The sequence below is a fragment of the Nocardiopsis tropica genome (genome assembly GCF_042660575.1).
GTDB classification, from domain to species: Bacteria; Actinomycetota; Actinomycetes; order Streptosporangiales; family Streptosporangiaceae; genus Nocardiopsis; species Nocardiopsis tropica.
Map to the genome: position 1 here is coordinate 13,813 of NZ_JBHSUF010000015.1, position 13,355 is coordinate 27,167.

Consider the following 13,355-nt stretch of genomic DNA (forward strand, 5'->3'; position numbering starts at 1 on the left):
GCTGGCCCCGGCCGGCAGGGCTTTACCGGCCCCGGGTCCTACTACGGCTCGTTCCGCAGCCGGTCGGCCACGGACTCGCGCGAATCGGCAGGGAGGCGGCGGAACTCCGTCCAGAGCTGCTCCACCCTCCGGGGGGTCCTCCTGCCGCGCCGGACCCACTGCGCGAGCTCCTCGCGCTCTTCCGCGCTGACCAGGTCGAGGGCTGTCAGGACGTCGTGCAGCTGCGGTGCCGCATCCTGGGCGCCGCCGGCTTTGCACCGCTTGCACTGGGTGACGTAACGCTGCTCCACCGACCCGTCCTCCAGGGTCTCCTTCTTGGCGCTCACGGACAGCTGCGCGGTCTCCCCCCGGCGGGAGTCGGGGTACTCCTCGCCGCCGGCGATACCGCACACGGTGCACATGAAGTCGTCGGCGGCCATGACGGCGGCCCGCTCCTTGCTGCTGATCTCCTGGGGCGCGCTCCGACGGGCACGGGGGTCCCACACGGCGTCGCCGGCACGGACGAAGCACAGCGTGTTCAGCGGTAGGCCAGGGTCCTCGCGGTTGGTGTTGATGACCCACCCGTTGGACCTGAGGTCGCGCATACGTCGGTCGACCTGCTCGACTCCGGGAAACGCGTCCCGCAGATCGGCCTTGGTGAAGAAGTTCCCCTCCTCGACCTCGTCCAGGAGCCACAGAGCGACCTTGATCTTCGTGCCGGCCCGCAGCTCCGGATCGTTCCATACAGGGCGCATGAGCGCTCTCCCTCCGTGTCTGTCGTGTTGTCTCTAGTTCGCCCGGACCGCGGCTGTGCTCCAGCGGGCCGCGTGGCCCGCTTCTCCAGCACCGGCGTAGTAGGAGGCCAGCTGGTGCGCCGCTTCGCGCAGGCCTGACCGTGCAGCTCGTTCGAGGAGCAGGGGCCGGATCTCCCCCTCCTGGAGGAGGTTGCTGGCGGAAGCGGCTGTCTCGACGGCCTGCCTGGCCGCGCCGAGCTTCCGCTCCTGCGGTGTCTGGACCTCCAGGAGGCTGCCCGCCTCCGCGCTCCCCAGGGATTGCGCCGTCAGGAGCCAGGCCTCGCCCTCCCCGGGGTGGCTGTCGAGGAGGCGCAGCAGTGCGAGGACCAGGGCCGCCTCCGGGTCCGCCCCGGGTGGGCGGGCAGAGGCGAGCAGGGTGGCACCAGCCCTCCCGTAGGCCGCCTCATACCTGAGCTGTTCGGCGTCCTTCCGGGGGGCCTTGGCCGGAGCGGGCTGGGCTGCTGCGGCTGGCTGCTGATGCCCCTGCCGGTAGCCCCGGAGCTCTACGGGCAGCGCCTGCCGCCTGAACTCCTGCCACCGGTTCCAGAGCCGGTCCGCCTCGCGGAAGTTCGGCAGGGGGTCGGCCTCGCCTGCTGTATCCCGTGCCGCATACAGGCAGGCCAGGGCGATGGTGTTGAACTTCGCCCGTGACGGCGGGCGGCTGAACTTCTTGTTGAGGGTCCTGCTCAGGGTCGACCAGGAGACGGGGTGCAGACGGCCGCGTTCCCCCTTGTCGCGCTGGAGGACCTTCTCGGCAGCCTGCACTACCTGGCTCTGCTGGAGCCCGTGTTCTGCGAAGAGTTCCGCCAGGAAGTCTGCGAAGAGGGAGGCGTCGTTGTCCCCGGGGGGCGGGGAGGAAGAGGGCATGGCTTACCTCGTGTCTGGTTTCCGTGGAGCGCTGCAGAGTCCGGAAGTCCTTCGGGAAGGCTGGTCCGGTGCCTGTAGGCGTTCGGGGTAGGGGGCTCTTGTGCGCCGCGTTCTGTCGGGGGTCTCGCTTTCTCGTCCGCCTGAAAGGGGTAGGGGTATGTGCGCCTCCTGTCCGTGGAGGCGGACCGCCGGTGAACGCGCAGGAGGCGCAAGGCGTGCGGGTGGGAGGGGAACGGATCGCGTTCCACCGCCGCACGCTCTGCAGGTGACGAGGACCGACTTTACCTAGTTTTTTCGGATTTGGAAGGAGATGTGCCGGGTTTTGCTCTTGCAGTTACTTGCAGTTTCTTGGCTGCCTTTCGGACCGGCAGGCAAGTCTGCCGCCCCGGTGTTGTCGGCGGCGGGATGCGGAGAAGGGAAGTCCTATGATCCCACCTTTGGGCATATTGTCCCCATATATCTCTTTTGGTGTAGTTTTCTGGCGTGCCTAGGTAGTGCGAACCTGCCTGCGGGGGCCGACACCGCTGTGTGGGAAGGCCTCAGGGGGAGGGTCCCGGGCGCGCCGCTGGCGGCCTCTGCTGTTGGCGGCAGGCAAGCGGGAGCGCGTCTCTCCTCTCCTGCGCCGGCGGGAGTCAGGGTGTCGGCGTGCCGAAGGCCACACCGGAGTTGTGTTTCCCGGCACTCTCCTGCCGGGGGCTCAGGGCTCTCCTAGCACGTCTGCGGCCTCTTCCCCGCCCGCGGTTCGACCAGCCCCCGGCTAGCGAGGGGTGCCGGCGCAGGGGAGGGAGGCCTCCGCTGCGCAGCGCCCTTTCGAGGCGCTGCGGCGGGGGCTCTCCCGGTTCTGCTCCTGCGCTCCGGCACATGCGTAGAATCGCCCCTCAGAAGCACCTCGGATCCTGTGGGGGAACTCCTGCCGATGCGCTGGCGGTTTTGCTCGCACCCCATGACACCATCGTGGTCGGAAGCGGTCTTTCCGCCGGGTGTTCGATGAGTGCAGTGCGGCTGGACCGCAGCGGCCGGCGGGGCGAGGACAGAAAGGCAGAGGATGTCGGGTTGGGAGGGCGAGTACACGTCCCTGGAGATCTGCGCGGGCGCGGGCGGGCAGGCGGTGGGGCTGCACAATGCCGGCTTCCGCCACCGGGCGCTCATCGAGGTCGACCCCCACGCCGTGCAGACGCTGCGGCACAACACCCGCAAGCAGGGGTGGGAGGGCTGCGAGGTCCTTGACTGGGACCTGACGGACTTCGACATGGACGCCCTCAAGCAGGTAGTGCCCCCTGACTCCCTGAGCCTTTTGGCCGGAGGCGTCCCCTGTCCTCCCTTCTCCCTGGCCGGCAAGCAGCTGGGCGAGGACGACGAGCGGGACCTGTTCCCCGTCATGCTCGAGATGGTGAGTGAGCTGCGTCCCCGCGCGGTGATGATCGAGAACGTGCGGGGTCTGCTCGAGCCCTTCCACAAGTTCGCCTCCTACCGGGACCGCATCCGCGCACGCCTGGAGGAGATGGACTACCGGATCCTCGGATGGGAGGTGCTGGAGGCCCGGGACTACGGAGTACCCCAGCTCCGCCCCCGCGCGATCCTGGTCGCCATGCACGCGGACGAGGCTGCCCACTTCCAGCCGTCCCGAGGCAGAGCGGCCCCCGTCAAGGTCGCCGAAGCGCTGGACGCGAGCATGAGGGCGCGCTACGCCGCCTCGGAGCGCCCCGACGCGATGGACTACTACCGCAGGTGGAAGAAGAAGGCCGAGGAGCGGGGTACTGTCGCCCCCACCCTCGTGGGCGGCTCGAAGAAGCACGGCGGAGCGGACCTGGGTCCCACACGCGCCAAGCGGGCCTGGGCCGAACTGGGTGTGGACGGGCACGGCGTCGCTGACGACCTCGGCAAGACCAAGGACGAGGACCGGGACCTGTTCGGCGAGCGCGGGCCCAAGCTCACGGTCGCCCAGGCTGCGATCATCCAGGGCTTCCCCGAGGAGTGGGAGTTCATCGGGCGCAAGACCGCCGCCTACCGGCAGGTGGGCAACGCGTTCCCGTCGCCGGTGGCCGAGGCGGTGGGCAAGTCCATCCTCGACGCACTGAAGGCCGCGGACGCCGATGCCGCGCTGCCCGAGTGCCAGCCTCCGGGGCTAACCGAGCAGACGGGACCGCGGCAGCTCACCCTTACGGGCTGAGACGGCATCTATGACGACTTCGGCGCACTCGGCGGGATCCTGGTGCTCCCAGAAGCGCAGCACCAGCCATCCTGCCTCCGCCAGCTGGGAGTCGGTGTCGCGGTCGCGTCTGACGTTGCCGCTGATCTTGTCCTCCCAGTACCCGGGGTTGGTCTTGGGCGCAACGAAGTGGTCCGGGCAGCCGTGCCAGAAGCAGCCGTCCACGAACACCGCCACACGGGTGGGGCGGAACAGCAGGTCTGCGGTCCGCCGCATCTTGGGCAGCGGCTTGGCCGCCACGCGGTAGCGCAGGCCGACGGCGTGGACCAGGCTGCGGAGTGCGAGTTCGGGCTTGGTGTCGCGGCTGCGGTTGCCGCGCATACTGCGCCGGTTGGCGGCTGAAGACGCCCACGACCCCTTCGGAGGCTTCCAGCCCTCGGCCCCGTGCTGAACTGGCGGCTCAACCACTCGTGCCTGCCCGCGGCTGTACCGGCCCCGGCTCAGCGAAACCGCTCGTGAAGGGCGTACCGGGGGCGCCCTGTGCGGAGATGTCGGAGAGTTGCACGGTGGGAAGGCTACCCGCTCCGGCGGAGCAGGGCGGGTCAGGCTCCCGCCCCCAGGAGGGCCTCACCCAGCGGAGTGCGGGCGTGCAGCATCCGCGTCCCGTCGCGCCGGCTGTGGACCAGCTGGGCCTTTCTCAGGATCGTCAGGTGGTGCGACGCCGTGGACACGGCCGTCGCACACGCGTCGGCGACCTCCGACGTCGACCGGGGGCCGTCCAGGGACAGCAGGGCACGGGCTCGGCCCGAACCGAGCAGTTCCACCAGGGCCTCCTCGACCGCCGAGCGCTCCTGCGTCCAGGCCGCGGAGAGCCCGAGCACGGGGTAGAACAGCGTCGGCTGCGCGGGCCGCTCGGTGAGCACGGAGCACCGGGGCGTGCTCATGACGGAGGGCACGAGCACCACCCCGCTGCCCTCGCAGTCGACCTCCTCGCTGTGCTTGCGCATCTCGATCTCGATGGCGTCGCGGTGCCACGCGACGGAGCCGTGGAGCGAGCCGACCATCGCGGCCACACCGTCCACGCCCACGCGGCGCACGCGCAGGTCGATGTCGGCGCTGATGAGCCGTCGGATCTGGGGCCAGTGCGGGGCCAGCGCGGCCTCCCAGACCTCCTCCCAGGCGTCCGCCACCTGGACCCGGGTTCGCTCCGGGTGGGCGAACATGTCGGCGACGATCCGGTGGCGCAGTCCCTCCGAGCGGGCGAGCACCTTGGTGAGGTCCGCCCGGACGGACTCGGCCGGCACCCGGCGCAGGCGTTCGACCTCGTCGGCCGGGGCCATGTCCCACGTCGGCGTCGAGGTGAGGAAGTCGGGGAAGTAGCCCTCCGGGCCGATCACCGTCCGCAGCACCCCGAAGGCCCCCGGGGCATGGACGAGCGCACCGAGCGGAGCCAGCCCCACTGGAGGGGGTGGTCCGGCGGGTTCTGGAGCACGCGGACCGCGTGGCACAGCTCGTGGCCGGGGGAGATGCCGAAACGGATGGAGGAGATGTCCGTGGCGCCGATCCGGAACCGGACCAGGTTTCGACCCATATCGAAAGCGTAGAGGCACACGGGGCCGACGCGCCAGAGTGGAGGCATCAGGACAAGCCCCCCGGGAGGAAACGTGCAGTTCGCGCTGCTGTACCACTACGACCCCGCCACCGTCGGCCCCGTCGAGGCGCGGCCCGTCGTCGAGTTCGAGGTGTGAGGACCATGAGCGATGTGACCGCGCCGGCCGTCGTGCCCGCTGAGGAACTGCTGGTCGGCGACTCCCGTACCCTGCGGTTCGAGGGCCACCTCCACGGCTCCGGAATCTCCTTCTTCCTCGTGGACAACGACCCCGGCCAGGGCCCCGGCCTGCACCGCCACCCGTACACCGAGACGTGGACGGTCCTGGAGGGGGAGGCGACCATCACGGTGGGGGAGGAGCGGATCGTCGCCAGGACGGGTGACACCGCCGTCGTCCAGCCCCACGTGTGGCACGGGTTCACCAACACCGGCACCGGGCGGCTGCGCCTCATGTGCGTACACGCCTCGGACACGATGATCCAGGAATGGAAGGACTGAAGCCCCCTCCCGCACGGGGGCGGCGGCGCGGGACCACTCGCGCCGCCGCCCCCGTTCACGTTCCGTCGGATCGGAGCCGAGCCGTTCCACGTACCGCCGGGTGCCCGTCCCGGAGCGGGCGCCGGGGATCCGGCATGAACCCCCCGCCGCCGTTGTTGCCCCCTGACAGCGGACGACGGAAGGGACGGACATGGCGGACGGGAAGGGTCGTGGCGGGCCGGGCGCCCCCGGAGCGAAGCACGGCCGCACGGGAGGACCCGGGCCGGAGCTGCCGGGCTCGGCCGACGTGGTCGTCGTGGGCGCGGGACAGGCCGGCCTGTCGGTTGCCTGGCACCTGAGGCGCCTCGGGCTCACCCCAGGCTCGGACCTGGTGGTCCTCGACCGCGGGCCTGGTGCGGGCGGGGCCTGGCAGTTCCGGTGGGAGTCGCTGCGGCTGGACACGGCGCACAAGGTCGACGACCTGCCCGGCATGGGGGAACTCGGTCTGAGCTTCGCCACCGCGGACCGGACGAGGGCCGCCAGGGAGGTCGTGGCCGACTACTACGAGCGCTACGAGCAGGCATTCGCGCTGGACGTGCGCAGACCCGTCGAGGTCACCGGGGTCCACGAGGACGGCCGCGGAGGGTTCCTCCTCACGACCGACCGGGGCGACATCGGCGCCCGGGTCCTCGTGAACGCCGGCGGGACGTGGGCACGCCCCTTCCGGCCCTACTTCGCGGGCGCCGCGGAGTTCCGGGGCACGCAGATCACCACACCCGGCTACCGCTCCGCCGAGGACTTCCGGGGGAAGCGCGTCCTCGTCGTGGGCGGGGGCACCTCCGCGGTCGGGTTCCTGCGCGAGCTGGAGGGCGTGGCGGCGGCCACGGTGTGGGCCACCCGCCGACCCGTCGAGTTCACCGACGACCCGGACGCGGGCGTCACGGCCGTGCGGATGGCCGACGAGGCTGCCAGGGCCGGGCGGCCGCTCCCGAGCATCGTCAGCGGAACCGGCCTCCCCGCCACCCCGGAGAACCTTGCCGCGGCCGAGCGGGGGCTCCTCGTGGCCCGTCCGATGTTCTCCTCGGTCGAACCGGGCGGGGTCCGCTGGGCCGACGGGACGTTCGCCCCCGTGGACGCCATCATCTGGGCCACCGGGTTCCGGGCCGAGCTCACCCACCTGGCACCGCTGCGCCTGCGCGAGCCCGGCGGCGGCGTCCGCGTCGAACAGGGCCGCTCGGTGCGCAACCCCCGCCTGTTCCTCGCGGGTTTCGGTCCCCAGGCGAGCACGATCGGGGCCAACCGCGCCGGCCGCGCCGTCGCACGGCAGGTCGTCGCCGAGCTCCGTGCCCCCGTGGCGGATCCGGCTCCCGTGGGTTAGACAGGTTCCCCGCGCAGCACGCACGCCGGCTCCGGCGAGGGATGGCGAGGGCCGCAGCGTTCGAGAGTTGTCCGTGGGCACACGGAGAAGGGGAGCGCATGGGGACGACCAGGCTGGGACGCTCGCGGGTGGAGGTCGGCGCGCTCGGGTTCGGCGCCGTGGGGATCGGCAACGGCATGGACCGGGCGGTGACGGAGGAGGCCGCCCACGATGCCGTGCGGGCGGCGTGGGACGCGGGGGTGCGGTACTTCGACACCGCCCCGCACTACGGGCTGGGCCTCTCCGAGCGGAGGCTGGGACGCGCGCTGGCCGGCCTGCCCCGGGACCGGTACACCGTGTCGACCAAGGTCGGCAGGCTGCTGGAGCCGTCCCCGAACCGGAGCGGGGAACGCGACGACCACGGTTTCGACGTCCCCGCCACGCACACCCGCCGGTGGGACTTCAGCGCGGACGGAGTGCTGCGGTCACTGGAGGGGAGCCTGGAGCGGCTCGGCCTGGACCGGGTCGACCTGGTCCTGCTCCACGACCCCGACGACCACTGGGAACAGGCCGTGGGCGAGGCCTACCCCGCGCTGCACGAGCTGCGCGACCAGGGGGTGGTCGGCGCGATCGGCGCGGGCATGAACCAGGCCGGGATGCTGGAGCGCTTCGCGGTGGAGACCGACGTGGACGCGGTGCTGCTCGCCGGGAGGTACACGCTCCTGGACCGGTCGGCGGCGGCCACGATGCTCCCGGCCTGCCGGCGCGCCGGGGTGTCGGTGATCGCGGCCGGTGTGTTCAACAGCGGAGTGCTCGCCACGGACGAACCCGTCGAGGGCGCGACCTACGACTACGCGGCGGCGTCGCCGGAGGTGCGCTCCCGGGCCGCCGCGATCGCCGGGGTCGCCCGCCGCCACGGGGTGTCCCTGCCGGGCGCGGCGATGGCGTTCGCGGCCCGGCACCCGGCGGTGGCCACCGTCCTCGTGGGCGCGCGGTCGGCGGAGCAGGCCCGGCGCAACGCCGACCTGTTCGCCCGGCCGGTGCCGGACGCGCTGTGGGCGGACCTGGTGGGGGAGGGGCTGCTCGGGGAGGAGGACCTCGGCTGACATCCATAGGAGCATCCCGGCGGCGGGACGGGCCCGTGCCGTCGGGCCTTCCCGGGAGCTCAGGCGAGGGGACCCAGCAGGGTCCTCCTGTCCAGCCCCTCGCCGGTGAGCTCGTCGAGGACGCCGGTGATCTGCTTCTCCTCGTACCGGAAGTGGGTCTCCATGACCGCCTCGATCCCGTCGAGGTGGCGCAGCTGCTCCTCGGAGCCGTGCCCGGAGTCCACGGCCTTCTGCAGGCCGGCGATGAGGTACTCGATCATGCTGTGGTCCTGCTTGAGTTTGGCGACGACGGGCGCGAGGTCGGGGCGGCGCTCCAGGAGGAGGGGGAAGAGGGCGGCGTCCTCGCTCGTGTGGTGGCCGTTCAGGGCGGTGCAGAACCCGAGGCAGAAGAGCCGGAGGTCGCGGGAGACGGACTCGGCCCCCGCGCCGTCGGTGATGGCCTCGCGGGCCACCTCCAGGGCGTCGCGCAGCCTCTGGTGGACGACTCGGAGCTCCCGCCCCCAGGCGTGTGCCCTCTGCTCGGTCAATGCGTGGCTCCAGGTGTCGGGGACGGAGGAACGCCCGCGGCGGTTGCCGTGGGCGCGGCGCGCCGGCGTCCTGCGGAAGGCCCGGGAGCGCGAAACGCCCCACGGTACCGCGCGGAGCCGACGTCCCCGCGAGCTCTGCGAGGAGCCACCGCAGAGGCTCCGCCGCCGGGGTCCGGCAGGGACACGGAAAGCTGCCGCACCCCACTCTCGGCGGGGCGCGCGACCGGTCCACCGGGTCGCGACCGCCCACGGACGAGGGCCGTCCGAAAGGTGTGGGCGGTTCGAGAGCACTGCCGGATGCGCTACAGTTTTACCTGTTGGCGGGACCGGAGACGGTGCCCGCCCAGCGGCCGGGACGTAGCGCAGTTTGGTAGCGCACTTGACTGGGGGTCAAGGGGTCGTGGGTTCAAATCCCGCCGTCCCGACAGAGAAGTAGCGGGTCATGAGAGGGTCCACCATCAGGTGGGCCCTTTTTTGCGCGCTCGGTGGGGTTGAACCGGGCCAGGTGGGCCGTTGGACCACGTTGGCGTGTACTGAGTGTGCTGGAGCCGTTTTCCTGGATTCTCAGACCACGGTGCTCGATCTCTTCCCCTCGAGCTCCACGGGTATCAGCCAGCCGATCGCCGAGTGGCGGCACTGCCGGTTGTGGAAGGTCTCCAGGCACTCGAAGACCGCGTTTGCCGGATCCAGCCGGGTCCGTCCTCTGCGCCGGTCCAGCAGTTCGAAACGGGCACGGAAACCATTATGCTACTCAGCGTGCATATTCAAATCCCCTCGGTGTTGGCCAGGGCGTGGACACAGGCGGTCCCTCTCGCGGGAAACGGTTCACGGGTGCGAGGGCATACTCCCGCGCTCACCGCGGAGGAACAGCGATGAGCGGGTACATGAGGACGGGCCCCCTGCTGATCGCGGAGCGGGGCGCCGACACCGGTCTGGCGCGCGCCTTCGAGGTCTGTCGCAGGATCCACACGGGTGCGGACCATCTCTCTCCGCAGGTCGTCGATCTGCTGCCCGTCCACAAGCGCCCCTACGCGCACGCGCTGGCCGCCTTCGGGCTGTGGGCTGATCGGCTGGCCGACGAAGGGGAGGTCTCCGAGCGTGGGTCGGCCCTGGCCCGTTTCCGCGCCGACACCCTGGCCGCGCTGGCCGGCGGACCCGGCGCACCCGTTCGCCTGTCGCCGGTCCAGCGCGCCATGGTCCACACGGTGCGGGCGTGGGGCATGTCCGTGCCGGTGCTGGAGGAGCTTCTCGCCACACTTGAGCAGGACAGTCGCAGGCCGCCCGACTTTCCCGGCTTCGCCGACCTGCGCGGCTACATGCGTGGTACGGCCGGCACCGTCGCTGAGTTGTTCGGCACCGTGTTGGAGCCGGTCAGGGAGGACGCCCCGGAACTCATGTCGCTGCTGGGGGAAGTCCTCCAGTACGTCGACATCCTCCACGACCTGCCCGAAGACCTCGAACAGGGCCGCTGCTACCTGCCCCGTCAGGACCTGGAGCGACTCGGCCTGGACGCGGACGACCTGATCGGTGTGCGCGGCACGGACGCCTATCGGAAACTGATCGCACGACAGGTGCAACGGGCACGCGGACTGCTGGACCAGGGGCAGGGGGTGGTCGATGCCATGCACCCTTCCAGCCGTCCCTTCCTCGCGACCACGGTGGCCGGGCTGCGAACGGGCCTGGACGAGTGCGAGTACCTTCCGGCGGACCCGCCGGGCGCCTCACCGCGAACAGCCGTTCCCGCCCGTTTGTCACAAACCCGAGAGACACCTGTCGGAGTCCTGCCGGTCGTCCCCGAGCTGCGGCAACGGCAGCCCCCCGTCCCGTCCCCGGACCCCGGGGGTCCTCCCGCCGCGGTCCCCGAGCACGTGGCCGTGATCATGGACGGTAACCGGCGGTGGGCCCGGGCGCTCGGGCTGGCTCCCGTGGAAGGGCACACGGCAGGGGAGGAGGCGATGTACCGCCTGGTGGACGCCGCCGGGGATCTGGGCATCAAGTACGTGACCACCTTCGCCTTCTCCACGGAGAACTGGTCGCGCTCTCCCGAAGAAGTGTCCTCTCTGCTCAGGGCGTTCACCCGGCGCGTTTCGGGGGTGGCCGGGCGCCTGCACGCCCGGGGCGTTCGGATGCGCTGGTACGGCCGCCGCAGCAGGGTCGGGGCAGTACTCCGCGAACGGCTGGAGTGGGCTGAGGAGCTGACGTCGGGCAACAGCGGGACGACCTTCACGTTCTGCCTGGACTACGGAGGCCGCCAGGAGATGGTGGACGCGCTCAAACGCACGGTGGCCGAGGCGCTCTCGGGGCGGCTGGACCCGACACGCCTGACGGAGTCCGACCTCGCCGCGTACCTCTACGATCCCGGCCTGCCCGATGTGGACCTCCTGATCAGGACCGCCGGCGAGCAGCGCATCAGCAACTTCCTGCCCTGGCACACCGCCTACGCCGAGATCGTCTTCGAGGACGCTCTCTGGCCCGACTTCGACCGCTCCCACCTGGTGCGCGCCGTCGACGCCTACGCGGGACGGCGCAGGAGCTTCGGCGGTACCCTGATCGGGAAGAGCGTCTGATGCTGCACGTGGCGGACGTGCACAAGGCCTTCGGGACGAGGCGTGTCCTGCGCGGAGTGAGCCTGCGGGCCGCGCCCGGAGAGCTGGTGGGGGTCGTCGGCGAGAACGGAGCGGGCAAGACCACCCTGCTGCGGATCCTGTCCGGTGAACTCGCGCCCGATCCCGGCCGGGTGCGGGTTGAGGGCCGAATCGGCTACTGCCCCCAGCGCCCGGTGACCAACCCGGAGCTGACTGTGGATCAGCATTTGCGCTACTTCGCCGTCGCCTACCGGTTGCGCAGTCTGGACCGGGCACGCGCCCTCATCGCCCGCCTCGGGTTCGAGCAGTACGGTGCCACCCCGGCCCGGCACCTGAGTGGCGGAACACGGCAGAAGCTGAACCTGGTCCTGTCCCTCATGCACGACCCGGCCGTCCTCCTGCTGGATGAGCCCTACCAGGGCTTCGACTGGGAGACCTACCTGCGGTTCTGGGAGATTTCTGCGGAACTGCAGGCCCAAGGGCGCGCCATCGTGGTCATCTCCCACCTGGCCCACGACGTCGACCGGGCGGTGTTCGGAGTGGTCGCCCTGGGGGCATTCGCCGCACGCACGCGTGACCGCACAGCCCGGAGGGTGGGCGGGCCACCCGGAATCCGAGCGGTCCTGGTGGGGTAGCGGTGGGGCTGACGGCGCCCCTCCAGGACTGTTCCTGCCGTCTGGCGGCCCGGACTTTGCGTCCTGACCAGGTTCTTCCTGTTGTCGAGCGGCTGTCCCCGGCCTCCTGCGGCTTGGTGCAGCTTGCCAGGGGCAAGGGGGTCGTGGGTTGACATCCCGTCGTGCCGACAGAGAACTAGCAGATCGGTGAAGGGTCCGGCCTGAGGGTGGACCCTTTCTGCGTCCCCGGGGGAGGGTGTGTGCGGACGTGCGTGACGCCGCGTAGAGCCCGGGTAACAGCGTCCCCTCGGGCGGCAGCCGCCAGGGACCCCGGGCGGTCAGCGGGCGCGGTCGCCCGCGGCGCTCGGCTCCGGGCCGGCGGAGGGGGCGGTGACGGGGGCCAGCCACAGGCCGGTGAGCGCGTCGGTCAGGCCGGTGGCGGCCTCGTGCCAGGAGCCCCTGGGGGTGGGCTCGCCCTCGGCGAGGGCCCGCTCGTGCTCGGCGAAGGTGTGCACGATGAGGTGGCGGGCCATGTCCTGGCGTTCGCGGCGCACGGGCGCGGGCAGGTCGGGCAGGCACCTGCGCAGCTCCTCCCCGGTGCGCACCAGCGAGGGTGATTCCATGGCCTCCCGGGAGACGATCCCCCGGAAGGCGGGGTCGGCCAGCGCCTGGGCGCTGAAGCGCCCGTACCAGGAGGGTGTGCCCAGGTCGTCCAGGTGCTGGGCCAGGGGCTCGACCATGCACGCCACCCAGTCCCTGACCTCGGAGGAGCCGTCGACCCGTGCCACCATGCGGCGCCGCACGTCCTCGACGGGCCCGGTGCGGCGGCGCACGATCGCGCGCACCAGCCCCTCCTTGGAGCCGAAGTGGTAGGTGACGGCGGTGTTGTTGCCCTGTCCGGCCTCCTGGCCGATCTGGCGGTTGGACACCCCCGCCATGCCGTGTTCCGCGAACAGCCGCTCCGCCGCCGACAGGATCGTCTCCCGCGTCGCCGCCACCCGCTCCGACCTCGCCACCCTGCCGCTCATGCCGACCACCGTACCGATCTCCGCGCGGGATGGTTGCCCCGTGTCGCCGGCAGCGGTGCCCGTCGCCCGGTCTGTGGCTGCGCGCGGCCGTCGGGGCCGCGCCCCTCGGACGCGTATGGGCGCGCGGGCCGTGCCCGTCTCCGGTGGGGGCGGGCGCCGGAGCCGTCGGCGTTTTCCTCGCTGATATGGCCTCCCTCACTCCCGCCGGGCGTGGAGTCGGCCCGGTACGTCCTGTTAGTCTAAGTCATGCGCCTGACTTAAAA

At 71.5% G+C, this 13,355-nt stretch carries 13 protein-coding genes and 1 tRNA gene; 7 read left to right on the plus strand and 7 right to left on the minus strand.

From position 1 onward, the window contains the following. Positions 1–41: 41 nt before the first annotated feature. Both ACFQBR_RS23080 and ACFQBR_RS23085 read right to left on the minus strand, forming a co-directional pair. Entirely contained in the window at positions 42–734 is a 693-nt protein-coding gene (locus ACFQBR_RS23080) for a hypothetical protein (protein WP_344178802.1), read from the minus strand. Positions 735–767: 33 nt separating this feature from the next. After that, positions 768–1,640: a hypothetical protein gene (locus ACFQBR_RS23085; RefSeq protein WP_344178800.1), complete on the minus strand. Its 873-nt coding sequence runs from the start codon at positions 1,638–1,640 to the stop codon at positions 768–770. A gap of 1,045 nt (positions 1,641–2,685) precedes the next feature. On the opposite strand from ACFQBR_RS23085, the gene ACFQBR_RS23090 reads away from it, so the two are divergent. Further along, entirely contained in the window at positions 2,686–3,810 is a 1,125-nt protein-coding gene (locus tag ACFQBR_RS23090) for a DNA cytosine methyltransferase (RefSeq protein ID WP_344178798.1), read from the plus strand. On the opposite strand, the gene ACFQBR_RS23095 is transcribed toward ACFQBR_RS23090, so the two are convergent. The 3 genes from ACFQBR_RS23095 to ACFQBR_RS23105 all read right to left on the minus strand — a co-directional run bounded on the left by ACFQBR_RS23095 (position 3,766) and on the right by ACFQBR_RS23105 (position 5,380). Continuing rightward, positions 3,766–4,257: a very short patch repair endonuclease gene (locus ACFQBR_RS23095; protein WP_344178796.1), complete on the minus strand. Its 492-nt coding sequence runs from the start codon at positions 4,255–4,257 to the stop codon at positions 3,766–3,768. The two genes, ACFQBR_RS23090 and ACFQBR_RS23095, sit on opposite strands and share 45 nt — an antisense overlap. Positions 4,258–4,391: 134 nt before the next feature. Beyond that, on the minus strand, positions 4,392–5,186 hold the full coding sequence (locus tag ACFQBR_RS23100) for an ArsR/SmtB family transcription factor (RefSeq protein ID WP_344178794.1): 795 nt from the start codon (positions 5,184–5,186) through the stop codon (positions 4,392–4,394). After that, positions 5,183–5,380 (minus strand): hypothetical protein, encoded by a 198-nt coding sequence (locus ACFQBR_RS23105; protein ID WP_344178792.1) that lies wholly within the window; start codon positions 5,378–5,380, stop codon positions 5,183–5,185. The genes ACFQBR_RS23100 and ACFQBR_RS23105 overlap by 4 nt, the downstream gene beginning before the upstream one ends. Positions 5,381–5,542: 162 nt before the next feature. Here ACFQBR_RS23105 and ACFQBR_RS23110 point away from each other — a divergent pair, with 162 nt between their 5' ends. The 3 genes from ACFQBR_RS23110 to ACFQBR_RS23120 all read left to right on the plus strand — a co-directional run bounded on the left by ACFQBR_RS23110 (position 5,543) and on the right by ACFQBR_RS23120 (position 8,338). Then, complete coding sequence (locus tag ACFQBR_RS23110) at positions 5,543–5,896, plus strand: cupin domain-containing protein (RefSeq protein ID WP_344178790.1); 354 nt, start codon at positions 5,543–5,545, stop codon at positions 5,894–5,896. A 190-nt stretch (positions 5,897–6,086) separates the two neighbouring features. After that, entirely contained in the window at positions 6,087–7,253 is a 1,167-nt protein-coding gene (locus ACFQBR_RS23115; protein ID WP_344178788.1) for an NAD(P)-binding domain-containing protein, read from the plus strand. A 98-nt stretch (positions 7,254–7,351) separates the two neighbouring features. Further along, positions 7,352–8,338: an aldo/keto reductase gene (locus ACFQBR_RS23120; protein WP_267945696.1), complete on the plus strand. Its 987-nt coding sequence runs from the start codon at positions 7,352–7,354 to the stop codon at positions 8,336–8,338. Positions 8,339–8,397: 59 nt separating this feature from the next. Here ACFQBR_RS23120 and ACFQBR_RS23125 read toward each other — a convergent pair whose 3' ends face one another. Next, a complete protein-coding gene (locus ACFQBR_RS23125) occupies positions 8,398–8,865 on the minus strand; it encodes a hemerythrin domain-containing protein (RefSeq protein WP_267945695.1) in 468 nt (155 codons plus the stop codon). A 351-nt stretch (positions 8,866–9,216) separates the two neighbouring features. Between ACFQBR_RS23125 and ACFQBR_RS23130 the strand changes: the two genes are divergently transcribed. From ACFQBR_RS23130 to ACFQBR_RS23140, 3 genes are all read left to right on the plus strand, one after another. Beyond that, positions 9,217–9,290 (plus strand) — tRNA-Pro (locus ACFQBR_RS23130). A gap of 447 nt (positions 9,291–9,737) precedes the next feature. After that, a complete protein-coding gene (uppS, locus tag ACFQBR_RS23135) occupies positions 9,738–11,432 on the plus strand; it encodes a polyprenyl diphosphate synthase (protein ID WP_344178785.1) in 1,695 nt (564 codons plus the stop codon). Next, positions 11,432–12,085 (plus strand): ABC transporter ATP-binding protein, encoded by a 654-nt coding sequence (locus tag ACFQBR_RS23140; protein WP_344178783.1) that lies wholly within the window; start codon positions 11,432–11,434, stop codon positions 12,083–12,085. Before uppS ends, ACFQBR_RS23140 begins: the two co-directional genes overlap by 1 nt. Positions 12,086–12,402: 317 nt before the next feature. On the opposite strand, the gene ACFQBR_RS23145 is transcribed toward ACFQBR_RS23140, so the two are convergent. Then, entirely contained in the window at positions 12,403–13,092 is a 690-nt protein-coding gene (locus tag ACFQBR_RS23145; protein ID WP_344178781.1) for a TetR/AcrR family transcriptional regulator, read from the minus strand. Positions 13,093–13,355: the final 263 nt, after the last annotated feature.